This window comes from Achromobacter sp. ACM01 (assembly GCF_014851745.1).
GTDB lineage: Bacteria > Pseudomonadota > Gammaproteobacteria > Burkholderiales > Burkholderiaceae_B > Achromobacter > Achromobacter aegrifaciens.
In genome coordinates, this window is the sequence record NZ_JACVAF010000012.1 from 1 (window position 1) to 21,751 (window position 21,751).

Sequence of the window (21,751 nt, forward strand, 5' to 3'; positions counted from 1 at the left end):
AACACCGAACGCCCGCATAGCGCGCTGGGATACTTAACGCCGGAGCAGTTTGCTCAGGCGCATCGGCAACAACGGTTTTTAACCCTGGACTCTATGTCGGTGCCGTACTAAGTCTGGGGGCAGGTCAATTACTTTCTGAATGCTCCGCCGGACTGGATGGTGCTCGTCGAGTCCGTTGCAGAAGCGGCAGAGGTCGATGAGCTTGTCCGTCCGAGCTGGAAGCGGCTAGCAGATGGCGCGCGGATGTTGTGCCGTGGCGACAGGGAACGGTTGATCAGACGGCTTGAGCAGCAACGTTCGAACTGTGAGTCCTTGCCGGCCTTTCTTCGCCGAAACGGCGAGTAGTGCCGGTGAGGGGTGCTCTACGATTGGGCCGCCTCTACATTGGGTAACGTTGCTGTAGATATGCGTAGAATGATTTGCTTGCCGGGAGCCTTGAGGAACAAGGCTCGCTCGAGCGTTGCCCCGTGTAGTGTAGCGATGGCGTGCGGGAGGTCTCTCTCGACATGAGCTGCGGCATGTGCAGAAATGAGCTGCACTTAAGCCTGCCAACTCCTCACGCCGATGCACGACTTGTCACTCCGCATGGATGCCATCCCCAAATGTAGAAAGTTCACCCTTCGATTTAGCCTTGATGCGTTGGTGGGCTGATCTACTTTGACTGCTTGTGGGGGCGAGGGGGCGTTAGTGTGCGGAAACTTTTGTCAAATGGTCGCCCTCGCAACGTGTATAGGTGCCGGTTTCTCGTGAAAAATTACCGTGAAAAATCGGTTCCCTTATAAGTCATAGGTGATATTATTATTTTTACCTTGGTGAGAAAATTGCGGGTAAATAATAGGCTTTAGAGGGTTTTAAGTAAAATATTCTGAGATGTCACATGGTTTTCCAAAAAGAAAACCTTGAAATGCGGGGCAGCCAATATTCTCTAAGTATGTTAGCTGGTCTAGTGTTTCCACTCCCTCGGCCACGACGTCCACCTCCAGGGCCCGGGCCAGCATGACGATGGCGCCGACGATGCCTTGATCCTTCTTGCTCACGACAATTTCATCGATGAAGGTCTTGTCGATTTTTATACGCGAGATCGACAGGTATTTCAGATAGCAGATCGATGAGAATCCCGTGCCGAAGTCGTCCACGGCTATGCCCACGCCCGCATCGCGAATGCGCTGGAATCCGCCCTGTTGCCTGCTTCCTTTGGGGTTCAGGAATACGCTCTCGGTGACTTCAAGAATGAGCCTGTCCCGCTTGATCCGATAGCGCTTCAGCAGGTTGAGCACGTCGCCGGCGAAATTCGGATGATTGAACTGGTGCGCGCTGACATTGACGCTCAGCGTCCACTCGGAGGCTACCGGGTTCGCGGACCATTGCTCCAGCTGCTGGCAGCCTGCTTCCAGGGCCCAGGCGCCCATGCTCATAATGGCGCCGGTTCGCTCCGCCAGCGGCACGAATTCCGAGGGCGGAATCGGGCCGTATTCCGCCGAGTTCCAGCGCATCAAGGCCTCCATGCCTATGATCTTCCGCGACCGATCGACAATGGGTTGATATTGCAGAAACAACTCATCGTGCACCAGCGCATTACTCAGCGCTTCCTGCAGCGAATGGAATGCCTGAATGGCAGCATGTTGATTCATGAGCCCTCTCTGGCTGTTGGAGGGATTGCGGGCGTCGAAAGGACATGGCGTAAGTCTAGGTTAGGAGAATGCCGCGGCAGGGTCTTGCCATTCGACGCCAAATGCGGAACAGCCGTTCAAGCCGGTCTTGTAGATGCATGTGAGACGCCGGTCAACCTGTCTTGACAGGCATTGCCTCGCTCTGAATACTCCTGGCGCGCCGAAGGGGCGCGCAACCAAATCAGGGCATTCATGTTCATGGCAAGTCACAAATATTCCAAGTATGTCCCACGCCAGTTGGCTCATTGCCTGCGGTCTGTTCTGCTGGCGCTTGCCTACGCGCTGGTCTCGACAGGCGCAGCTATGGCCGACACGGCGCTCGCGATTCGCAATGAATCCGCAAATGCGCTGCAGCACCTTTACGCCGTCGAACCGAGCACCAAGGAGCTCGGCGACAAGGCGGTGGCAGTGCTGGTTTTTCCCAAGATATACAAGGCGGGCTTCGTCGTGGGCGGGGAGCATGGGCAGGGTACTTTGTTCAAGGGAAAGCAGCCCGCTGGCTACTATGAAATCTCCGCCATGTCGGTGGGACTGCAGGCGGGAGCCCAGACCTTCGGCTATGCACTTTTCTTCATGAACCAGAAGTCGCTGGCCTATCTTGAAAAGAGCGATGGCTGGGCCTTGGGCAGCGGCCCCAGCCTGGTCGTCTGGGACAAATCCGCCGCGTCCAGCGTGTCCACCACCACCTTGTCGCAGGATGTCTTTGCCGTGCCTTTCGGCGCCCAGGGCCTGATGGCGGGCATGGGCCTCGAAGGCTCCAAGATCAGCAGCATCACCCCCTGAGGCATTTCCGGAAAATCCCGGCAGCGCGCCAATTCCTCATGGTCCGCTGTCTCCTTTTTTGGTGTGTTTTGTCTCACGTGGATGGTTTTCCAATGCCTCCCTCAGAGGGGGTGGTGTAAATTCGTCCACGATTTCCGACGCAAGAATGGCTTGGGTCGGTGCAGTCCTTGAGGGGTGGAGCGTTCGGCGAACTGGCTGACGGTCAAACCTAAGTCCATGTCGAACGCCACACCATCCATCAAGCTCCGAAGCTTCCTGCATATCGGCCCCTACTTGGCTAGCCGAGGCGTATCGCCGCTTGAATTCTTCAAGCGCGTGGGGGTTTGTCCGAATATCTTCCAAACGCCCGATATCTGGCTTCCGCGAGCCCAGTGTTTTCGCATCGCCAACGAGATGGCAGCGATTGCGCAAGATCCTTTTGGCGGCGCTTATGTAGGCCGCCTGATGGAATTGCGCTCGCTCGGCGCATGGGGAGACCTGGTTCTAGGTTCGGAGAACGTGGCGCAGGCGTGTGCGATGGCGGCAGCCCATGCGGCAATGTTGCATCAGGGGGGAGAGGTTCGTATCGTCACGGAAGGCAGAACGACGAAACTGATTCATAGCTTTACGGGCCGGCTCGAAGCGGACCCACGGCAATTCATTTTTGGAAGCCTTGCCGTGCTGCGTAAGGTGCCCCTCATGGCCGGAGTGCCATCGGCAATACGCGTGCATTTGCAGGCGACGAGAGCCCGGGGCGACGACGCGCTCGAGGAGTGCCTGGGCCCCCATATCGAAACAGGGGCCGCATACAACATGGTCGAATTCGACCGCGAGTTGCTTGAGGCGCCTCTTCAAGGACTGGCGGACGACTCCCGCAAGATTACGCAGGCCCTGCAGTCAACGATCGATACCGCGGGACTGCTGATAGAGCGGATTTCGGACCAAGAGGACATCACCCTCAAATCCGTCGCAAGAGAAATCGGCATGTCGTCCCGGACGCTTCAGCGGCGCCTGAAATGCAGCGGGGTCGATTTCGAAGACTTGAGGGACGAGACGCGGCGTAGCGAGGCGCTGCGGTTGATTCGCCAGGGCAGGTATTCGGCGACTGAAATCGCCTACATGATCGGCTACAGCGATCCGGCGCATTTCACGCGCGCCTTCAAGCGTTGGACGGGGCGCACTCCATCGAATTTCCGCTCGGCGCCGCGCAATCCCGCCTGACGCGGCGCGCGCACGCCTGGGACTGCAAAGCACTTTGGCACCGAATGGCAAGCCCGGATGCGGCATGTCCGGTAGCCTCGCAAGGCTGCGCTAGATAGCGCCTCGTCGGCGGCGGCCGGTTGCCATGGGCAGGCCGTCGCCACGCAACAGCACGGTTATCCAGCCAAAGACATGAACGTTTATCCCCACTTGGTGGCCTGTGAGCATTGCGACAGCGTGTACCAACGCTGCGCGTTGGCCGCAGGCGAGGTGGCGCGCTGCAGGCGGTGCGAGGCGGTGCTCCAACGCGCTAACCCGCTGGATGTGGACCGGTGGTTGGCATTGACCATCACGACGGCGGTCGTGTTCCTGATCGCGAACGTCTGTCCGGTGGTCCGCATCAGCCTGAATGGAACGCGCCGCGACGCGACGCTGTGGGAATTCGCTTGGGCCCTTGCCCAGGGCAGCGTGGCGCCCATTGCGATAGTGACAGCGCTGGTGATCATCCTAGTGCCGCTTGCGCAGATCGCCTTGCTTGCATGGGTGCTGGTCCATGCGCGCGTCGGCCAGCGCGCGCCAGGCTTTTCCCGGGCTTTGCGGATGCTGGCGATTTTGCGGCCATGGAGCATGGTCGAGGTCGGCATACTCGGCATCCTGGTGGCGATCATCAAGCTGATCAGCCTCGTGGAAGTGAGCCTGGGCGCCGGCGTCTGGGCCACCGCCGCCCTGATGGTATTGCTCACCGTGATTTCACACCGGGACCTCTCCACGCTGTGGGAGCAGACCGAAGACGTTGCTGCCTTGCGCAGAGGCCGCGCGGCATGAACAGGCTGCCGTTTGCAAGCGATTTGTCACTGGTGGGCTGCCATGCGTGCGGCCTGGTATGTGAGCGACTGGAAACGCCGGGGCATTCCGCGCAGTGCCCCCGCTGCGGCTCGACACTGCATCATCGGCGCCCGAACGGCATCGCCCGCGCCTGGGCGCTGCTCCTGACCGCCGTTATCTGCTACATCCCCGCCAATGTCCTGCCCGTTATGCACACCAGCCTGCTGGGTAAGGGCGCCAGCAGCACCATCATGGAGGGGGCGGTGGAGTTCTGGACGTCCGGCTCCTACGGAATCGCGCTGGTGATTTTCGTCGCCAGTGTGGCAGTGCCTTGCGCGAAGTTCCTGATTCTTGGCCTGTTGCTCGCCACCTCCCAGCGGCGCAGCCGATGGGCGACGCGAGAGCGCGCCAAGCTGTATCGCATGGTGGAGTTTGTCGGGTACTGGTCGATGCTGGATGTGCTGGTGGTGGCGGTGGTGGCAGCCCTGGTGCAATTCCAGGGCCTCACCGATATCTCGCCCCGCGTGGGCATCCTCTTCTTCGGCATGGTCGTGATTTTCACGATGCTGGCAGCCATGTCGTTCGACCCCAGACATATTTGGGATGGGGAAATCAATGGTGGTGATGAATGAATGATTCTTCTAGGACGCTCCATGGACCCGGCTCGCCCATGGTGGTGGCCCCCAAGAAGTGGCGCATTTCGCTGGTCTGGCTGGTACCCCTTATTGCAGCCTTGATCGGCCTTTCCATGCTGGTGCAAACCTGGATGACGGAGGGCCCAGTGATCAATATCACGTTCCGTACTGCCGCCGGTCTGGAAGAAGGCAAGACCCTGGTGAAGTACAAGGACGTGAACGTGGGTACGGTTACGGCGATCGGTCTCAGCGAGGACGGCTCCCGCGTGGTAGCGACGGTGTCGCTGGACAAGGATGCGGCGACCTTGGCGCGTCAGGACTCGCGCTTCTGGGTGGTGCGCCCGCGCATCGGCATCGATGGCGTTTCCGGCGTGGATACCTTGCTGTCGGGGGCATACATCGGCGTCGATCGAGGGCATTCGACGGAGCTTGCCAAGGAGTTCACGGGCCTGGAAAGTCCTCCCACCGTCATCGGCGACACGCCGGGCCGGTCCTTCGTCCTACATACCGAAGATCTGGGCTCCCTGGACGTCGGATCGCCGGTCTACTACCGGCGCATTCAAGTCGGCCGTGTTGCGTCATACCAACTGGGCGAGGATGGCAGGGCGGTCGCCCTGCGGCTCTTCGTCAATGCGCCCTACGACCGTTACGTCACCACGGCGACCCGCTTCTGGAACGCCAGCGGTGTCGACGTCTCGCTCGGCGCGGACGGGTTCAAGCTGCAAACTCAATCGATTGCCACCATCCTGGCCGGCGGAGTTTCCTTCGGCACGGCTCCGGGCGTTTCCGGCGAGCCGGCGGCGGAAGACGCCGCGTACGAGTTGGCCAAGGATCAGCAGGCCGCCCTGGCTCCGCCCGACGGGCCGTCGCAGGCCGCCTATCTGGTCTTCGAGCAATCCTTGCGGGGCCTGACCATAGGCGCGCCTGTGCAGTTCGATGGCATGGACCTGGGCCGGGTCATCTCCATCAAGCCGGATTACGACCCGGTCAAGCGCCGCTTTCAATCCAAGGTCGGCATCGTGGTGTATCCGCAGCGGCTCGGCGAGATTATGGCGAAGATGCCGGCCTCCGAAGGGTCTGAGGAAGACCGGCTGGTGCGCATGCTTCAGGAGATGGTGGCGCACGGCCTGAGGGCCCAGGCAAGAACCGGTAACCTGCTGACCGGCCAGCTTTACATCGCCCTGGACTTTATACCGAACACTCCCAAGGTCGTCTTTGATCCGCGACAGCGTCCGATTGTGCTGCCCACCATCAGCGGCAGCTTCGATCAATTGCAGGAGCGGTTCGCCAGCATCGTGGGCAAGATCGACAAGATGCCGTTGGACAGCATCGCGCGCAATCTGGACTCGTCCTTCGCCAATCTGAATAAAGCGCTGCTGCAGTTGAACGGCCTGGTTTTGCCGCAGGCCACGCAGACGCTGCGCCAGGCGCAGCAAACCATCGGTGCCGCGCATGGCATGCTGGCCGAGGATGCGACCTTGCAGCAGGGCCTGGGCCAGGCGCTTCAGGAGATCCAGCGCACGGCGCGTTCGGTGCGCACCTTGACCGATCTCTTGAGCCGATATCCGGAGGCGGTGGTGAGAGGCCGCCCCAAGAATGCGACATTCGAGGCTTCCGCAGAGCCGCCAGCCAGCACCATGGAAACTCCCAAACGATGATCCGACCGTTCCGCACCTGCCTGCTCGCCCTGCCTTTCGGGCTGGCCGCTTGCAGCGCTTCCGCGCCTGTACGTCATTACACCTTGTTGAATCCGCAGGCGGACGCCCGGTATCAAGGCGCTCCTGCGCGCTTCGCGGTCGAAGTGCTGCCTGTGGCCTTGCCGGAATACCTGAACCAGCCTCAGCTGGTCGTGAGACAGGACGACAGCGGCATGCTCGCGGTCCTGGACGACGAGCGCTGGCTGGGGCCGTTGGACGAGGAGATACGCAACGCGTTTTCGGCGCAGCTGGTCGAGCGCTTGGGCACGCAGGACGTCGCCGGCTTGTCCTGGCCGGGCGATATGCAGGTGATCAAGGTGAAATTGCAGGTTCGCCGGCTTGACGCATGGCCGGGAAAGCGCGTGCAGCTCGAGGCAGGTTGGACCCTGGCGGATGCACGCCAGCCTGGCGCTGCCAGGCTAGTCTGCCACGGACGTTTCGAAGAACCCGCGAACGCCGGTTATCCTGCGCTCGTGCAGGCGCAACAGCGCCTGATCGCTGCGTTGGCCCGGCAGGTCGGCCGGGACGCGACGGCGTGGTCGGTCTCGCGCCAGTCGAAATGCGAGCCGCCCCAGGTATCCTAGGCGGCTCTGCGTCGCGTTCGTCCAAGGCCGATGTTTGAGCAACCGAAGCGCGTGCACCATGCCGCCAGGAAAGCCGTCCATATGATTTGTTCGGAAACATTCATATCCACCGACGCAATAGAGCATTCGCTGCGCGACGAGTACTGGCGCGATGTCACCCGTCCGTTCTGCGAAACGACGCTGGCGTCGACGGACGGGCAGGCGACGCTGGAGGGAACCATGCGGCTGCGCCACGTCGGCGGATTGACGCTGGGTTCGACCACCTTCAACGCGCAGCGCTACAAGCGGGACCGGGCCACGATTGCGCGCAGCGGACTAGACCACTATCTGGTCCATGTTCTGGTTGCGGGCTCCATCTACGGAGATTTCGACAACCGTGACGTCGTGGCGGCCCCGGGAGGAATATGCATCATCGATCTGGCCCGGCCTTACGCGTGCCGGGTGGATGCCGGCGAACGGCTGGCCACGACCATTCCCCGCGCGGGCATCGACAAGTTGCTGGGCGCCCGCGATGTCCATGGATTCGTGCTGCAGGCCGGGCAGCCGATGACGCGCCTGCTCATGGATTATCTGCGCGGTTTCCATGCTGTATCCGGGCAGTTGTCCGCGAGCGAGGACGTCGCGGTGCAGGACGCCCTGGCCACGCTGCTTTCCGCGGGCCTGTCCAACACGGCGCTCATGCAGGATGAACCGAAATCCGTGCTCGCCCAGGCTTTGCGTGCGCGGGCGCTTGCCTATATCGATCGCCATCTTGCAGACCCCGAACTGGGTCCGGATCTGCTGGTGCAACGATTCAGGGTCTCACGGGCGCACTTGTATCGCGTCTTTGCCGACCTTGGCGGAATCGCCCATGTGATCAGGAGCAGGCGCCTGGACGAGGCTTACGCCCGTATCGTCGATCCCCGGAACGCCATGCGTCCGGTGAGCCAGGCCGCGGCGGATTGCGGCTTTCGGGACGCGGGACGATTCCGTCAGGCGTTCATTGCGCGCTTTGGCGTGGCCCCGGACGAAGCCGGCGAATGGAGCCGCAGCACTGCGCCGCCGGTCGATGGCAGCAATTTGCTGTCCAGCCATTTTGCCGCGCACAGCCGTCTCAGAACCGGTAGGTGATTCCCATGATCGGTCCTTTCTGGATGACGTCGTACTCGAAGCCGTTCTTCTTGTAATCCACGCCCTGGATCCGGTAGCCGGCCACGGCGGAAAGGTTGGCGTTTATCTTGTAGCCGAGGCCCGCAACCACGTCCCAGTCCAGATCGGCCTGACCGGCGCCGATGTTGCCCCAACCGGTCAGATACACCTTGTCGGTAACGGAATAGGTGCCGCGGAAGCCGCCCACCATGTCCACCCAGGTTGCGCTGTCGCGCTGTTTCACATGGTCGAGGATGCCGCCATGGAAACTCAACTTCGTGCTCACGCTCCAGACACGCAAGCCGGCGATCAGGTCCAGATGCGCGCGATCCGTGCTGTGGACGGTGTATCCGCTTCCCAGCAGGCCCGAGAACGATTGCGAGGCCACGCCGATTTTTTCCGCCAGGACACCCTTGGGCGTGGAGTCCTTGACCGAGATCTTCGTATACGCAATATCGACGAAGAGGCTGTAGCGGCCGCGACGTCCCTCCAGTATCCCCATGAAAGCATAGTCCAGCTCGTCGAAAATCTGTCCGAAGTCGGATTCGAGCCTGGTCGGCGGAGAACCAAATTGCCGGACCGTGCCCTGAACTCCGGCCATCCAGAGATAGGGGCTGACGCTGAACTGCCAATCCGACTTGTCTGCCGCTGCGGGCGCCGCGAGGGGATCCGCGACGCGGCCGGTTTCATCCGCTTGCGCGGCACCCGGCAACGCCGACGCGGCCCCCATCAACAACGTGAACAGCAAGCCGGCGCTCCCGCGTCGCTGCGGCAGCGGCCAGGCGCGAGGCGCAAGCCGTCCGGGCTGTAGTCGTTTGGCTGTGCTTGCCGGATCACCCGGCTGGTAGGGAACCATGCTCATGAAAGCGCGGCGGCCTCGGCGGCGCAGTCCATGGGCGTATTTCCTTCCGCTGCCTTGAGGTTCTTCAGTTCCAGTCTGGCGGCATCCACGTCGGCGCGGAAGCCCGCGTCGCTTTGCAGCCTGCTGACCGTTGCCGCGCCCATGACGCGCCCGCCGTCCACGTCGCTCTGCCAATGCGCATTGCAGATGACGCGGCTTTGCCCAAACGCCAGGCCGCGCGCCAGCAACTCGTTCGCGCGTTGCGGGTTGATTTCGGCCAGGACGAGCGCCCAGGCCCATCCCGCAGCGGTGTGGCCGGAAGGATAAGAGCCGTCGTTGCGCAGGATTTCCTCGTCCTTAGGCGTGCAAGTGCCTTCGTCGTGCAAGGCAAACGGCCGGGTCCGGTCGTACTTGTTCTTGACGCCATAGGTGGAAAGCCCTGCGTCCGTCAAAACGCGCTGCATGAGCCGATAGGTGCGGGGCGTGTACTGCTCGTCGATTCGTACGCCCATGGCGCAGGAGAAATTGTTGGCCGGCGCGGGAAACCTGAGATCGGCATCCCGCCTGGCGATCTCCCAGCGGGCGGTTCCGCTCTGCGCAAGAGCTGCCTTCCTGGCCTCTTCGTCGCGCGCGAACGCGGCGCTGTCTTTCGAGGGAGGGGCGCCCAGGAGCAGCAGGCTATCGGGCAGGGCCGCCTGGTTCAGATAGCCCGGGGCCAGTTCGAAGTGCGGATCGGTCACCTTTCCCGCCGCAGGGGAGAGCGTTTGCGCGCAGAGCGGGCCGGCAGCCGCCATGCACAGCAGCGCGCCGGCCGCTGCCCGTGAGCGGCCAAGAATGGATATCCCGTGCATGCCTGCGCTCCGGATTCAACGAACCACGGGTTGTGGTTGCGGGAAACGCCATTGGCCGTTCAGGATCTGTTCGCCCGGCTGATACAGCCTGACGGTGTAGTTCCAGTCCGGCATGACGGGCAGGCAATTCGCGATCTTTCCGTCGCAGCCGCCGAATTGGATGTCGATCGACCCGTCGGCGTTCTTCTTGGCGGTGAGATTGTTCAAGGAATAGGCGTCGTAGGGATTCTTCTGGAAGTAGCCCTCGGCGTTGTAGACGGCGATGGACCAGAAGCCATTGACGGGAACGGACCCCACATTCAGTCGGTACACCGTCTTGCCGTCGTTCTGCGGTATCACCCCCGTGAGGTAGATCGCGTCCTTGCTGGGATTTCCGCCCCATCCCGCCGCGGTCCCGATCAGGTGATGGACGGGGTCGACCTGGTCCTTGGAGCCAAACGCCCGGTTGTAGTTGGGTATGGCCGAGGCTAGCACCAGCAAGGCATCACGCACCTTCTTCTGGCTTGCCTGATCCCATTGCGGAATGACGAAGGTACCGGCCTGGGCCTGGCTGACGCGGATCCTGTCCTGCAGCGCATGCACCTGTTCAAGGTCCTTCTTGTCCGCCGGGTCCACCAGGGTGCGGATGGCGACAAAGACGTACCGGGTGCCGATCTGCTCTTTCGTTAGGACGTGGCGGCCTGCGCCATAGAAGACGGCGGGCACGTAGTGGTCTTCGTCGACCACGAGCATCGACATGAATCTCTTGCCCGTATCGGGCAGCTCGATCGTGACAGGGCCCGCATCGAGATCGAACACGCCGCTCGAGTAAAGCGTGTCGCGGTTCATCCGGATGACGTTCTGGGCATCGATGGCGACCGGCTCCCGGCTGTGGACCAGCTTGCCGAAACTGCCGTCCGACACCATCTTGCTCATGTAGAGATCGGACTCGGCCCGGGCAAAATTGTCGACGCCCACCGGGATCGTCGTATTGGCGGTGGCGGGGGAGTTCACCGCCCCCAAAGTTGCTAAAGCCAGGGCGACTGTGCGGACCGCAAATGAATATGACACGTGAACCTCTAGATCTGATGAAAGCGGGCCGCTCATTCATCCAATGAGAGGCCTTTGATTGCAGCATGTTTTCCGCGTGCCGCTCCCTTTCAAATTCTATGGAGGAGTCTCGTTCAAAGCTTGCCATTTGATGCCAAAACCCTAACCGACTTAGCATCTCATCTGTTCCTGTGAACGGACGAAACAGGAAGCGATTCCTCGCCGAACTTGGCTAAGTTATGCTTGCGACCCGGTAGGAGGGCGTTTGGTTGACACACTGTTCTGCCGTCAGATCACAAATTATGAGCTCGGCGAAGTGCACTTTCCTGCGGTACTCAATAATGGGAGCAGTTTGCCCTTCATTTCATCGTCACGGCCAAGTGGATTTGCGCGCGTTCGCACAGAGCAGGTGTGATCGTTTGGTCGCTAAGGGCATGACGGCGCCCTGGGTCCTAGACTCGGGCGCGGGACTTGGCGAGCTTGGCCGACGACATCCCCATAACATCCATGATGCGGTTCAACATGTCGTAGAACGGGCCATCTGGCCGGTGGGCTAGGGCATAGCGCTGCTCGCGGATCGGCAGGCGCTGCAACCGGAGGTAGGTGGCGCGGGCAAGGGCGCGGTTCTCGGGTGCTTCCATGCGGACGCAGCGTGCCCAGACAGGTGCGAGGTCTTCCATCGGCCTAGTGTATCAAGGGGGCGCGGCCATTTTCTAAAAACCGGTCTCAAACTTTAAACAGTAGTTGGCCATTTTCAAACTTTAAACAGTTTGCTGGCCGTTGGCCTGATGATCCGGGGTTGGGACGCATCTGGGACGCATTTAGGGCGCATTTTCCGATTCATGCGTCCCGCTGGAAACCCGCATGGATATTGGTTCTACCTGATTTCTTTGTGACTTTGGGACGCACGGGACGCTTATTCTAAAAAAGTTCAAAAATATTTACCCCATAGATATGGACCTGTGGATACTGCGAGTCGCTGGACCCCGCAGATACCGCCAGAAAAAACGCAAAATACTTTTACCAGCATGCGTCCCATGCGTCCCATGCGTCCCGTTTGTGTCTCGCGTAGTGTTACGTAGTATCGCGTAGCGTCGCTTTTTTTGGATATCTGGGACGCACGGGACGCATGATCCCCCGTCGGAGGCAAAAGAAGGGCACCCCGAAGGTGCCCCGCTGCTTTTACCTGCGCAGAAGTCGGATCGCCCAGCCGTCGTCCTTTCTGTACCCCCTAGGGATGACCCACGGCAGCGCAACCCGTGCGATCCACTCGGCCGGCGCGTTGAACCCGCGCGCCAGGCAGAACGCCCAGCAGTCGAGGGCCAGCGCTTCCGCCGTCATGATGGCTTTCTTGTCGGGCATGGTCCGATCATTGAACCAGTCGAGCAGGGTCTGCCGGTGCGGGTATTCCACCGCGCCAGCCCCCCGGTCGTAGCCCTCGCACTTGCGGTAGGCGAAAGTTCGGTCAAGGCGCCAAGCCATGCCCTCAGCCGTCGGGGTGTAGATGACGCTGTTGGGCAAACATGGGTCGCCGCGAAAGTCCGACGCCGGCACGCTCAGCAGATGGCGCACCATGTCCGCCACCCCCGTCGCATGAGGCCCCGGCTCTGGCGTCCAGTCCAGGTACTCACGAATCCAGAACTTGGCATCTTTCTTTGGGCGCCAAGCCCAGACGCTGTCTTCCCAACGGAACCAAAGGTCTGCCCGCTTGACGCCCTCCAGCTGTTCCCATTCCAGCGACCCGGCCGGAATGCAGAACGCCATGCCGTCAATGAAATCAAGAATCGCGTTGCAAGTCTTAATCATCAGAAACCCCCTTGATAGTCGCCCATTGCCGCGCTGATATCCTCATCGGAGATTCCAGCGGCGCGCATCGGTTCCCGGATCGCGTCACCCGTGAGCCCTCGATCCTGCAAAGCGCCCACGATATCGGCCGGCTCCAGCCCGTTGGCGGCCATCTCTTCGGCCGTCAGCAGCACGATAGGGTAGCGACGCCCGGCCGACTTGCCCACCAAGCGACTGATGCCGGCACCCACCAGAAACTTGCTGAAGTCATTGGGGGCGATATGGAATGCCTTGTAGCCGGTCGTCACGCCGTCAATCCGCTGGCGGTAAGCGATGTACGCCTGACGCAGAACGCCTACCTGCTCGCCGCCGTGCGGGTCGTCCTTTGTCGCAGGACGCGTAAACGACGACAGCCATTCGTTCTGCTCTTCCAGCGAGGACAGCCAGCTCGATGTAGCAGCATCGACGGGCGCGTTGCTGGGCAGCTTCTCCCCGTGGTCGATCAGCTTGCATGCGCCGTCCAGAATCCAGGCCAATGCTGCGGCCCGTACCTCGGGATCGGCCAAGTCGTGCTCAAACCTGGGGTTGGGCTTCTCGGGTTTGCCGTACTGCATGAGGTTGAACCGGCTCTCGAGCGCGCCTTGCTGCTGGCCGCCTGCGATAGACGGCAGAGAATTACCGTGCATCCACAGCTTGGCGATAACCTGCACGTCTATCAGCGAGCCGTCGTACAGGTTGCGCGCCGGTACAAGGTCGCCACCGGTAACACGTTTGATGAACCCGGCGTCGAGGGTGTCGGCGGAACTTATCTCCGGCACGACTGCGAAGCGAACGCCAATCATGCGGATGATGTCGGGCCGGGGCTTCTCCGTCTTCGCGCGTCCTGTCTCGGCGCAGACAGTCTGCTGCCCGATAGTCACGGCATACGTGCCATAAGTTCCCAGCAGCAGGTTGGCCAACAGGCTTTTGCCCGACGACGGGGCGCCTACGGAAATGAACACCCCGCGCAGCGACTTGCCAAGCAGCGTCATGCCAAGCGCGTGCTGCATCCATTCGACTTGATCCGCACCGCGCGACGTAGCCAGAAAGTCCGTGAACAGTTTGAGCTTGGCCGCGTTGCGCTTTGGTCGAACCGCGGTGCTGCGCGTGATCATGTCGTCCATGCGGCCCTCACGAAGCACCCAGGCCGACGGCTTGCCATCCTTGCCCGGCGTGATGACCACCGTGCCGCCCGGCACGCCCAGCGTGTATGGGTCAGTGTCGAAACCGCTATCCGCAAGCGTGCGCTTGATCCGTGTGGGGTCAATCGTCACAGTCTGGAGTACGTCGATCATGTTGTTTCGGGCGGCGGGGTTGCCCAAGGTCTTAAGAATCTTGAGCTGCGCTGCCGCGAACGGGTCATCACCCTGGCCCTTCAACATCTCGGCGCGCCGGTCCACCCATGAGGTGACTGCATGCTTGACCAGATAGTCCGTGTCGCGGGCCTTGGACGGCGTAATGAACTTGCCGGCCTCCTGCGACCAGCATACGAAGCCGCCGTATGCAGTACTGAAAACGAACTGCCCTTTGTGATCGGCCATGAATGCACGGGCGTTCGCCGTCGCATTGCCCAGCGGCAAGACTTCCGGCGACCAGCCATTGTCCATCGCCATCTTGAACACCGTAGCCAGCGTCACGGGGTTAGCCGTAGATGACGGCTTGCCGTCCCACAACTTGTCGAACTCATCCGCGTCGAACTTGCCGCCGTCATCGTGCTGGCTCCACTCCAGCGCGATATCGCGGGCGCACGTCCAGCCAGTGGCGCGGATGGCAAAGCACACGTCACGCCACACGTCCCGGTCATCGGACGGGATAGACAGCAGCGCGTCGCGCAACTCGGCGACAGCGGCGGGCGTCTCCAACCGCGACGGGGCGAAGTCCGTAGCAGTGGCGGGGGCGATATCGACCGGCACTTCGTGGGCGATCAGGTCCAGCGACAGTGGCGGGCCGTCATGTACGAACACCTCGCGGCCTTTGGGCGGAAGAAAACACAGCTGGCCGCGGCTGGCCTGTGCCATGTCCAAGGCCACCAGCGGCCCTGTGCCGCCGGCTTCGGGCTTGCCCGCTACCACGGTCACCCCTTCCAACTTCTCGTCCAGCAGCGCCGCGACAGCGCGGACGGCTGTGGCGTTATCAGTCGCGTTCAGCTGGCGGTCCAGCCACAAGACAACCTTGAGCTTTGGGGCGGCGTCGGAATCAGACGCAGACCGCCAGCCAATGCACGCGCCCAACTCCTTGCACGCCGCGACGATACGGGCCTCGATAGCACGCGGGTCGAGGTCAGCGCCCCCGACGATATGGTCTGCGTCGATCAGCACCCAAGGCACAGGGTGAACGTTGCCGCTGCGCGTCTCGCCTTTGGCTGCTGGTGCGAATGCCGGCTGGGCCTCCTTGGATTTCTTGAACGCCGCAACTGCTCCCTTCGCCGCCTCATCGTCCAGCCCGCGCACGTCAGGCATGGCGAGGCGCAACGGCCGCGCCCGTGTGGTCAGCAGATCGGCCAGCGCTTGGGGGCCGGCCACCTCCACCGGCTCAGTTACGTCTCTGTCGTTGGCCCTCGCGTAGAGGTTTACGCGCCCGGCCAGCAGCGCGCCGTTCTCGTTTACGCCTTCGGTGTAGCCGGTGACGGTAACGGGCACGTCGTCGCCCGGTACCAGCTCATACGTGCCGGGCATGCCGTCGATAGTGAAGCCAAACGGTGCGGGCACGCCGCGCACGCCGTACAAGCCGGCATCGCCAGCATAGTCCAGCGTAGCTCGCGCGGCCTGGATCAAAGCGCCCAGGCTGGCGACGGGCACGTCTTCTACCTTGAAGCGGGTTGCACCGCTATCGGCGGTTTGAGACAATGGGTAAGACATTTAGGTTTTCTCCGAATCCCCCGGCGCTGGGCAGGCACGGGGGATTTCTTTATGGAGGCCTTGATTTTGAAAACCGGCACCCAGCTGGGCGAGGCCATGAAGCGCCCCGGCAGTGGTCATGGTGACAGTCATTTGAACGTCGGCGCTATGCAGCATTGCGCATGCGCCTTGCAGCGAAGGAACACGCGGTCATGCCGCTTCGCCCTGCGTTACACGCTTGATGTAAGCGCGCACTTTGCCCACATGAATACGTATGCAGCGCGCGGTCAGCACTACGCGGGTAAAGTCGCCCGCCTTCGGCTTGCGCCACTTGTGCGACACGGTGCGCGACCCGCATACACGCAGCTGCGTTGGGGGCGGTGGCTACGGCGCTGCCGCCCGCCATCATGGTGAGTATCAATGCGTACAGCATGGTCACGCCCACGCCAGATGAGACAGGGCGGGCAGGTCGGGAAGCAGCTCGCGCACTCGCTTTTCCAAGTCCATTACCACCTTCGAGCGCTTGAAGTCTTCGACCAGTGCCGCGATGGTCCCGCGAGCGTCTACCGCCCCAAGCACACGCGCGATTTCGTTGGTGATTATGTCGCCGTTGGCGCAAGTGAAAAGCTCGCAGCCTGGCTCGGCCGGCTCGTAGTCGAATTGATTGGCCATGGCCATGGCGGCGCTGTACATGCAGTCGAAAAAATCACATTGCGTCGCGCTCGGTTCGATATGCACGACGTGCGCGTAGCCCTGCCCGCAGTTGATATGCGCCACCGAACCATGCCCTGGATGCGCGCCCCATGCTGTAGCGATGACGGCCCACCATGCCGCGCGCTGGGCGGCCTGTTTGAACGTCGTCGGCCCCACGAATTGCTCAGGCTCGGCCTCCCGCGCGGTGTAGACGCCGGGCTTGGTGGATGCGATGGCGTGGGCGCCAGCCCGCGAGGCGTGCAACTCTTGGAAGATGTTGGCGTGGCTCATGCGGACTCCGCTTCCATTGCAGTCATGCGCTCATCGGCCCAGGTGCGCAACTCTTCCTCGCACCAGACGGTAACGCGCGCTGACAGGCGGCGCTTGGCTGGAAAGGTTTCGTCTTCCCGCGCCCAGCGCCAAAGCGTTGCGACCGACACGCCGAGAATTTCAGCGGCGCGCGGTGCACGTACATACGTTTTCTTTTCCATCTAGGATGTACCCCTTAAGGTTCATCCCCAGCCAGTGGCTCACTGGCAATAGCTTGGACGCTGGCGCCGACTCCGGTACGCAGTGCTGCGGGGGGCGGATCGTGGCGGGCGTGCCGGCTAGGTGCCGGCTCCGGGTGTTGCGCCCGGTCCTTTTAGTGCTGCATATCCTATCAGGACATAGAACGAAGGGCAATTACCTGGGCGGCTTGGCCGTTGCACAGGTGCTGCAGCGTGTCGAGGGCCGCGCGCTTCTCGTCCAGGTAGCTGTGGCGGTCGTAGTGACGCTGCTGCACGCCGGACAGGCCATGCGATTGCAGCTGCGCCCGCACGGCTTCGGGCACTCCAGCGGCAGCTAGGCGCGTCTCTACCGTGCGGCGCAGGTCGCCCAGCGTGAACGCCTCGCTTGCCTCGCCTGCTTCCACCATCGCAGCGACAACGGGCTTTAGCCGGTCGTCAATCGCCTTGTAGCTGGCGCCGAACTTGCCAGCCGATACCGAGAACACGAAGCCCGCCCCCGAACACATAGAGTCAATCGCGGCCAGCGCCTCGGGCAGTAGCGGCACGGCATGCACGCGCGGGGTTTCGCGGCGTCCCTTCGGGTCGCGCAGCACCATAAGCATCCCCGCGCGGTCGATGTCTGCGCCCGTCACACGCGCCAGCTGTTCCACGCGCTGACCACCGCTCAGCAGATGCAGCAGCAACTGGGGGATGGCCTGAATGCGGGACCAGTAGGCGCGAAGCTCGGCCAGCGACAGCGCGCGTTCGCCCGGCTTGCCCTGCCCACCGCGCAGCGCTGCGATGTTCGCCGCTGGATTGTCGCTCAGGCCCAGCGCGGCCAGCGCCGGCAGGCCGTCCGCACGCTGGCGTGCTGCGATGGCGGCGGTGTAGGCCGCGCGAAGGTGCGAACGGACCTTAGCCGCTTCGCGCACATGCCCGGCGTCCACGACACGGCGGACGATGCGCAAGCAATCATCCAGCGTAATAGCCGCGGCCGGCTTGGCGGCGAGGCCAGGATGTGCCGCGAGGATATGCCGGGCGATGCAGGTTTCCACTTCACGCCAGCGGATGCGCCCACGCGCCTTCAGGTCTTCGACATACGCCGCCATCAGTGCCGCCAGCGTGGCCGCGCCCTGGGCCTTGGCTTTGGCTTGTGCATCGTCGGCGTCGAGCATGCCGCGCAGGTCGTTTATCTGTGCGAGGTCTGGATACCGGAGGCGTAGCGCTTCTATGCGGGCGCATAGCTCGGCGTGGCGCTCCCGTGCTTCGGCCAGCGTCAGCGGCACAGTGGCGGCCAGCGCAATTCGGTGCGTGCGGCGCTGGCTGCTATACGTCAGATACCAGGACAAGCCGCCACCGGCCAGCCGGCGCACGGCAAGGCCAGACTGCCCACGTGGGCTGGGGTCGGTGTCCCACTCTCCCGGCTTGAGGGCCCTGATCCTTTTGTCGGTCAACATGACGGTGCGTACTCCGTGCGTACTTGTTCGTGAGATGGCATGATAGGACATGACATCACCAGACACAATAAACACGGGAATCTCCAGGCATCTCCCCCTGGTGTGAAACTTCATGATATGGCCTGATATCACCAGGAAGCTGCCTCATAATCCGTTGGTGCCGAGTTCGACTCTCGGGGGGCCTACCAAGAAAGTCCTGTTAATTCAGGCACCTACAGCCGCCAGCAATGGCGGCTGTTTCTTTTCCGGCTCCGATATTGACGTAATCTTGACGTTCTCGGCGTCGCTTGGTTCGTGCTGGGCGCGTTCCACGGCCGGGAGGTGGCCGAGCTGCGTGCTGTCCAGGCCATTGAGCGGGATGCGCAATCCCAGGCCACTGTTGCCGCTGTTGAGGCGGCGAGAACCGAAGAACGACGACGCACTGCCGCCATGGAGCAAGCCCGCGATAATGCCCAGAAAAAAAGCCGCTGTCGCGGTCGCTGATGCTGCTGGCACTCGTGTTGAGCGTGACCGGCTGCGTGCCCGCGCAAACACGTTGGCTCGCGCCGCAGTTGCCGAACAGCCCGCCCTTGCCGACGCAGGCCCGTCAGGAGCCGCTGCCGTCGATCTGCTCGCCTACATGCTTGGCCGCGCTATCGATCGAGCTGAAGCGCTTGCGGGCGTTGCAGATCGTGCCCGCATCGCGGGACTGACATGCGAACGGGCCTACGATGGGGTGCGAGACCCCAACGGCCGGGGTGGGGGTTGAGTATTGCGACCATGTGCGGCCACATGGAACTGCTAATATCCGCAAATTCCGGCAGTTCGGCCATCATTACGGGAAAACTGGATGAAGCGCGCTCCCTGTCTTGCCCTTGTGTTTGCGGCCCTGGTCCTCATCGCTGCGCGTCCGGCGGCGGCGGAGCAGGGATGCGGCGATGGTTACACCATGTCCACCCAGGGGCCGGCCCAGTGCATCCCCATCCCTGGCCTTTACCAAGTGCCGCAGGGCGGTGGCGTGCCGCCGCCGCCGCCGCGTCCGCAGGGGCATTGGGAAACCCGCTGGGGCGCATTCGCGTCCAGCAAGGAAAACCTGGTCGGCATGGCGGGCAACCGTGGCAGCGAGCGCGAAGCGACCAAGGCGGCCATTGCTCACTGTGTCTCGAAGGGCGGCACCGACTGCAAGACGGCGATGACGTTCTACAATCAGTGCGCGATCGTGGCTTCGGGGGCGGTCGGCAATGGCCAGTACTTCACCATGTTCCGCAAGCACTACACCATCGAGCAGGCGACCGACGACGCCATGGACATCTGCAAAGAGAAGAACCTGACGGAATGCACCGTCCATTTCTCTAATTGCAGCCAGGCGGAGTTCATACAATAGGCCGCTGCGGGCCCCCTCCCGCTGTCCCTGCAGTATGGGGCGTGCGCGGCGCGCCATCGGGCGATAGTCGGCGTTTGGCCCACTGTCCGGCCGTGATCTAACGTCATCTGCAAGCGCCAAGTACCCACGGCCTGCCGTCACACCGGAACTTTCGTGTCGGCCCTCGCTCTGATCTCCTTTTGTGCAAGACAGCAATGGAGAACTCCGATGAAATCCAACGCCCTGCCTGGTACTGCCCCAGACCCTCTGGCTTTCGAGGCGGAAGCCCTGGCGTGGAGCGGCGCTCGCCCAATGGCGTCTGACATCTCAATGATGTCTCCCGGCGAGTTGATGAGGCATGCCTTGGTAAAGCTGGAAAATTCGTCCGTTCACCAGACTCCGGAGAAAGCAGCCGCAATCCAGTACCTGACCAGTGCATTGAGCATGGTCAGCGTTGTCACATGTAGCTAAGCGGGATCAAGCAACTGTGTCTGCCGCGGGCAAGGGAACAGCGTAGGCAACGCATCAGTCGATGACTTCCGCGCAAGCATCCGTCGGCGCCGCCGCGACGTCGCCGACGACCGGCACGATCTTGATGGCGGCAGATGCGATACGGCACGGGGCGGCGACGACACCGCAGCCGGACGCGAACATGCATAGCATTGAGACCAGGATCCACTTCATCGGACGTGCTCGAAAATAATTGGTCAAGGCGCTGCCCGAGGACGGGCCGACGGTGTCGCACGGCGTCGATGCCGATCATGTTCAGACGCGGATTTCCATCTGAAGAGAATGTGCACGATGCATGGCGGAAGCGGCATTCTGCTTTGCGTCCGCACGGCAATTAGTGGGGAAATGCTGGCCAAGTGTAATGACACTTGCTCGTCCTGGAACAGGAAGTAACGCAGATCCCGCTTGTATGGCGCCAAGGCCGGAAAATCCCAGGTAGGATGGTGGCGTTCTCCTTCCGGGCGCGCCTGGAAGGGCGTCCAACAACAATAAGGAGCGCTACATGCTTGATACTCTCCCCAAGGCAGGTCGGGCCGGCGTGCTCGCCGCGATGCTCGGCGTGGCCAGCCTGGCGTTCACCGGCTGCACCACGACCACCGCCCAATCCTCGGCCACGGCTGCGGAAAAGCGGCAGGAACTCGATACCGCAGCCGACGCGACCCTGACCAAGCTTTATCAGTCCTCTTCCCAGGCCAAGCAATTGGTGGAACGCGCGCGTGGCGTGCTGGTGTTTCCGGGCGTATTGAGCGCGAGCTTCATCGTAGGCGCGCAGCATGGAACGGGCGTGCTGCGCGTAGGCGGGTCGGATACCGGCTACTACAGCATCACGGGCGGCTCCATCGGCTTGCAGGCCGGCGCGCAGTCCAAGGCGATGGTGGTGCTGTTCATGACCGACGGCGCCCTGGCCAAGTTCCGGGCCAGCAGCGGCTGGACAGTGGGGGCGGACGCGACGGTCGCGGTGGCCAATGTGGGCGTCAACGGCAGCATCGATACCTACACCGCGCAGCAGCCCATCGTCGGCTTCGTCTTGAACAACGGCGGCCTCATGGCCGGGGTGTCGGTGGACGGCAGCAAGATTTCACCGCTGCTGCTGTAGTTCAAACCGACGCGGGCGGCTCCGCTGGCCCCCGCCTTCTACCGCGTTCATCCAATAGAGTTGCGGAGGATCCTCAACCCTTGAAATGGAAGAGCGCCCCAGCTCAAGGTGAGTCTGAGGCGCTCCTGCCCGGCTTCGCACGCGATGGGTGTCAGACAGCCCGGCAACTCAAATCTACTGCTGAGCCATAGGTCGAACAATAGGGAAAACCCTTGAATATTAAAGGGTTACAAGATTCATGCCGTTTTGCGCGGTGGCCAGCCTGGGCGGGCCGCCGCCGCC

General features: G+C 62.2%; 22 protein-coding genes. 11 read left to right on the plus strand and 11 right to left on the minus strand.

The genetic code is table 11. From position 1 onward, the window contains the following. Positions 1-851: 851 nt before the first annotated feature. Positions 852-1,631 carry a bifunctional diguanylate cyclase/phosphodiesterase gene (locus IB268_RS30085; protein ID WP_192355260.1) on the minus strand — a complete coding sequence of 260 codons (780 nt, stop codon included), beginning with the start codon at positions 1,629-1,631 and terminating at the stop codon, positions 852-854. 342 nt (positions 1,632-1,973) lie between these two features. Between IB268_RS30085 and IB268_RS30090 the strand changes: the two genes are divergently transcribed. The 7 genes from IB268_RS30090 to IB268_RS30120 all read left to right on the plus strand — a co-directional run bounded on the left by IB268_RS30090 (position 1,974) and on the right by IB268_RS30120 (position 8,483). Beyond that, on the plus strand, positions 1,974-2,453 hold the full coding sequence (locus IB268_RS30090; RefSeq protein WP_225591531.1) for a YSC84-related protein: 480 nt from the start codon (positions 1,974-1,976) through the stop codon (positions 2,451-2,453). Positions 2,454-2,669: 216 nt separating this feature from the next. Beyond that, complete coding sequence (locus IB268_RS30095) at positions 2,670-3,653, plus strand: AraC family transcriptional regulator (protein ID WP_192355261.1); 984 nt, start codon at positions 2,670-2,672, stop codon at positions 3,651-3,653. 171 nt (positions 3,654-3,824) lie between these two features. Further along, positions 3,825-4,457 carry a paraquat-inducible protein A gene (locus IB268_RS30100; RefSeq protein WP_192355262.1) on the plus strand — a complete coding sequence of 211 codons (633 nt, stop codon included), beginning with the start codon at positions 3,825-3,827 and terminating at the stop codon, positions 4,455-4,457. Next, positions 4,454-5,089 carry a paraquat-inducible protein A gene (locus IB268_RS30105; protein ID WP_192355263.1) on the plus strand — a complete coding sequence of 212 codons (636 nt, stop codon included), beginning with the start codon at positions 4,454-4,456 and terminating at the stop codon, positions 5,087-5,089. Before IB268_RS30100 ends, IB268_RS30105 begins: the two co-directional genes overlap by 4 nt. A gap of 38 nt (positions 5,090-5,127) precedes the next feature. Beyond that, positions 5,128-6,750 (plus strand): intermembrane transport protein PqiB, encoded by a 1,623-nt coding sequence (locus IB268_RS30110; RefSeq protein ID WP_225591532.1) that lies wholly within the window; start codon positions 5,128-5,130, stop codon positions 6,748-6,750. Next, on the plus strand, positions 6,747-7,373 hold the full coding sequence (locus tag IB268_RS30115; RefSeq protein ID WP_192355265.1) for a membrane integrity-associated transporter subunit PqiC: 627 nt from the start codon (positions 6,747-6,749) through the stop codon (positions 7,371-7,373). Before IB268_RS30110 ends, IB268_RS30115 begins: the two co-directional genes overlap by 4 nt. An 81-nt stretch (positions 7,374-7,454) precedes the next feature. After that, a complete protein-coding gene (locus IB268_RS30120; protein ID WP_192355266.1) occupies positions 7,455-8,483 on the plus strand; it encodes a helix-turn-helix domain-containing protein in 1,029 nt (342 codons plus the stop codon). Here the strand turns inward: IB268_RS30120 and IB268_RS30125 are convergent. From IB268_RS30125 to IB268_RS30165, 9 genes are all read right to left on the minus strand, one after another. Next, a complete protein-coding gene (locus IB268_RS30125; RefSeq protein WP_192355267.1) occupies positions 8,467-9,363 on the minus strand; it encodes a hypothetical protein in 897 nt (298 codons plus the stop codon). The two genes, IB268_RS30120 and IB268_RS30125, sit on opposite strands and share 17 nt — an antisense overlap. Continuing rightward, on the minus strand, positions 9,360-10,193 hold the full coding sequence (locus tag IB268_RS30130) for a phosphatase PAP2 family protein (protein WP_225591533.1): 834 nt from the start codon (positions 10,191-10,193) through the stop codon (positions 9,360-9,362). The genes IB268_RS30125 and IB268_RS30130 overlap by 4 nt, the downstream gene beginning before the upstream one ends. A gap of 15 nt (positions 10,194-10,208) precedes the next feature. After that, positions 10,209-11,186 carry a DUF1254 domain-containing protein gene (locus IB268_RS30135; protein WP_370540044.1) on the minus strand — a complete coding sequence of 326 codons (978 nt, stop codon included), beginning with the start codon at positions 11,184-11,186 and terminating at the stop codon, positions 10,209-10,211. 488 nt (positions 11,187-11,674) lie between these two features. Beyond that, positions 11,675-11,863, minus strand: coding sequence for a hypothetical protein (locus IB268_RS30140; RefSeq protein ID WP_192355269.1), 189 nt, complete (start codon positions 11,861-11,863; stop codon positions 11,675-11,677). Positions 11,864-12,404: 541 nt separating this feature from the next. Beyond that, entirely contained in the window at positions 12,405-13,028 is a 624-nt protein-coding gene (locus IB268_RS30145) for a hypothetical protein (protein ID WP_192355270.1), read from the minus strand. After that, complete coding sequence (locus tag IB268_RS30150; RefSeq protein WP_192355271.1) at positions 13,028-15,904, minus strand: PriCT-2 domain-containing protein; 2,877 nt, start codon at positions 15,902-15,904, stop codon at positions 13,028-13,030. The genes IB268_RS30145 and IB268_RS30150 overlap by 1 nt, the downstream gene beginning before the upstream one ends. 414 nt (positions 15,905-16,318) lie before the next feature. Beyond that, positions 16,319-16,867: a hypothetical protein gene (locus IB268_RS30155; RefSeq protein WP_192355272.1), complete on the minus strand. Its 549-nt coding sequence runs from the start codon at positions 16,865-16,867 to the stop codon at positions 16,319-16,321. Further along, positions 16,864-17,067 carry an AlpA family transcriptional regulator gene (locus IB268_RS30160; protein WP_192355273.1) on the minus strand — a complete coding sequence of 68 codons (204 nt, stop codon included), beginning with the start codon at positions 17,065-17,067 and terminating at the stop codon, positions 16,864-16,866. The genes IB268_RS30155 and IB268_RS30160 overlap by 4 nt, the downstream gene beginning before the upstream one ends. A 170-nt stretch (positions 17,068-17,237) precedes the next feature. After that, positions 17,238-18,521 (minus strand): site-specific integrase, encoded by a 1,284-nt coding sequence (locus tag IB268_RS30165; protein WP_192355274.1) that lies wholly within the window; start codon positions 18,519-18,521, stop codon positions 17,238-17,240. A 321-nt stretch (positions 18,522-18,842) separates the two neighbouring features. On the opposite strand from IB268_RS30165, the gene IB268_RS31220 reads away from it, so the two are divergent. The 3 genes from IB268_RS31220 (at position 18,843) to IB268_RS30175 (ending at position 19,884) form a co-directional block, all read left to right on the plus strand. Beyond that, positions 18,843-19,004 (plus strand): DUF2514 family protein, encoded by a 162-nt coding sequence (locus IB268_RS31220; protein ID WP_233564566.1) that lies wholly within the window; start codon positions 18,843-18,845, stop codon positions 19,002-19,004. After that, a complete protein-coding gene (locus IB268_RS30170) occupies positions 18,970-19,269 on the plus strand; it encodes a DUF2514 family protein (protein WP_255510305.1) in 300 nt (99 codons plus the stop codon). Before IB268_RS31220 ends, IB268_RS30170 begins: the two co-directional genes overlap by 35 nt. 81 nt (positions 19,270-19,350) lie before the next feature. Further along, complete coding sequence (locus IB268_RS30175) at positions 19,351-19,884, plus strand: DUF4189 domain-containing protein (RefSeq protein WP_119450744.1); 534 nt, start codon at positions 19,351-19,353, stop codon at positions 19,882-19,884. Between the two features lie 504 nt (positions 19,885-20,388). Here IB268_RS30175 and IB268_RS30180 read toward each other — a convergent pair. Beyond that, positions 20,389-20,547, minus strand: coding sequence for a DUF6726 family protein (locus IB268_RS30180; protein WP_054458630.1), 159 nt, complete (start codon positions 20,545-20,547; stop codon positions 20,389-20,391). Between the two features lie 328 nt (positions 20,548-20,875). Between IB268_RS30180 and IB268_RS30185 the strand changes: the two genes are divergently transcribed. Then, on the plus strand, positions 20,876-21,469 hold the full coding sequence (locus tag IB268_RS30185) for a YSC84-related protein (RefSeq protein WP_054458628.1): 594 nt from the start codon (positions 20,876-20,878) through the stop codon (positions 21,467-21,469). Positions 21,470-21,751: the final 282 nt, after the last annotated feature.

Bases quoted from the DNA above. Each gene is read 5' to 3' on its own strand.
- IB268_RS30170 (WP_255510305.1), top strand. From the start codon at position 18,970: ATGCCCAGAAAAAAAGCCGCTGTCGCGGTCGCTGATGCTGCTGGCACT.
- IB268_RS30110 (WP_225591532.1), top strand. From the start codon at position 5,128: ATGGTGGTGGCCCCCAAGAAGTGGCGCATTTCGCTGGTCTGGCTGGTA.
- IB268_RS30115 (WP_192355265.1), top strand. From the start codon at position 6,747: ATGATCCGACCGTTCCGCACCTGCCTGCTCGCCCTGCCTTTCGGGCTG.
- IB268_RS30165 (WP_192355274.1), bottom strand. From the start codon at position 18,521: ATGTTGACCGACAAAAGGATCAGGGCCCTCAAGCCGGGAGAGTGGGAC.
- IB268_RS30085 (WP_192355260.1), bottom strand. From the start codon at position 1,631: ATGAATCAACATGCTGCCATTCAGGCATTCCATTCGCTGCAGGAAGCG.
- IB268_RS30180 (WP_054458630.1), bottom strand. From the start codon at position 20,547: ATGAAGTGGATCCTGGTCTCAATGCTATGCATGTTCGCGTCCGGCTGC.
- IB268_RS30120 (WP_192355266.1), top strand. From the start codon at position 7,455: ATGATTTGTTCGGAAACATTCATATCCACCGACGCAATAGAGCATTCG.
- IB268_RS30150 (WP_192355271.1), bottom strand. From the start codon at position 15,904: ATGTCTTACCCATTGTCTCAAACCGCCGATAGCGGTGCAACCCGCTTC.
- IB268_RS30100 (WP_192355262.1), top strand. From the start codon at position 3,825: ATGAACGTTTATCCCCACTTGGTGGCCTGTGAGCATTGCGACAGCGTG.
- IB268_RS30185 (WP_054458628.1), top strand. From the start codon at position 20,876: ATGCTTGATACTCTCCCCAAGGCAGGTCGGGCCGGCGTGCTCGCCGCG.
- IB268_RS30130 (WP_225591533.1), bottom strand. From the start codon at position 10,193: ATGCACGGGATATCCATTCTTGGCCGCTCACGGGCAGCGGCCGGCGCG.
- IB268_RS30175 (WP_119450744.1), top strand. From the start codon at position 19,351: ATGAAGCGCGCTCCCTGTCTTGCCCTTGTGTTTGCGGCCCTGGTCCTC.
- IB268_RS30140 (WP_192355269.1), bottom strand. From the start codon at position 11,863: ATGGAAGCACCCGAGAACCGCGCCCTTGCCCGCGCCACCTACCTCCGG.
- IB268_RS30125 (WP_192355267.1), bottom strand. From the start codon at position 9,363: ATGAGCATGGTTCCCTACCAGCCGGGTGATCCGGCAAGCACAGCCAAA.
- IB268_RS30105 (WP_192355263.1), top strand. From the start codon at position 4,454: ATGAACAGGCTGCCGTTTGCAAGCGATTTGTCACTGGTGGGCTGCCAT.
- IB268_RS30090 (WP_225591531.1), top strand. From the start codon at position 1,974: ATGGCCGACACGGCGCTCGCGATTCGCAATGAATCCGCAAATGCGCTG.
- IB268_RS30145 (WP_192355270.1), bottom strand. From the start codon at position 13,028: ATGATTAAGACTTGCAACGCGATTCTTGATTTCATTGACGGCATGGCG.
- IB268_RS30095 (WP_192355261.1), top strand. From the start codon at position 2,670: ATGTCGAACGCCACACCATCCATCAAGCTCCGAAGCTTCCTGCATATC.
- IB268_RS30155 (WP_192355272.1), bottom strand. From the start codon at position 16,867: ATGAGCCACGCCAACATCTTCCAAGAGTTGCACGCCTCGCGGGCTGGC.
- IB268_RS30160 (WP_192355273.1), bottom strand. From the start codon at position 17,067: ATGGAAAAGAAAACGTATGTACGTGCACCGCGCGCCGCTGAAATTCTC.